This is a genomic window from Parvimonas sp. M20 (assembly GCF_035282425.1).
GTDB lineage: Bacteria > Bacillota > Clostridia > Tissierellales > Peptoniphilaceae > Parvimonas.
The window spans coordinates 1-455 of record NZ_JAYKBQ010000084.1 but is presented as its reverse complement, the minus strand read 5'-3'; the positions used below and the strand labels follow the sequence as shown (position 1 = coordinate 455).

The following is a 455-nucleotide window of genomic DNA, read 5'->3' as shown; positions in this document are numbered from 1 at the left end:
TCAACATTGCCAGCCATCTGGGCTTCGATAGTAGCCGCACGTCCTGCAAAAGCAGAATCAGCGTTTGCACGCGTGGTGGATTCATCGGTAATACGACCATTTGCAACAGCTAGGGCATTGTTGAGAAGTATATAATTGGACTCAGTTGTACTGATGCGCCCTGCAAGCGCACTGTCTGCATTAGACAGCGTAGTAACCTCATCAGATATGCGCGCATTAACTTGCGCAACCATGGCAGCTCCTGTGCCAGGTGAGTAAGGATTCCACTGATTACGTCCTGGGGCAGAAGGTCCTACATACGGACGGGTAAACCATGCAACACTATGGCCATCGCCTTCGTCTGTAGAATATTTACGTAGGGCCAAACGTGCATACGATGCACTGGGCGGCACCTGTGCAGCTTTGAATCCTGTATAATCCCATCCACCGAGGTCGCGTCCACCGTTATTACGACG

At 51.2% G+C, this 455-nt stretch carries 1 protein-coding gene; it reads right to left on the bottom strand.

Translation table 11 applies throughout. From position 1 onward, the window contains the following. The coding region (locus tag VJI93_RS08510) for a hypothetical protein (protein WP_324009277.1) at positions 1-233 on the bottom strand (233 nt) is incomplete at its 3' end. Positions 234-455 lie beyond the last annotated feature (222 nt).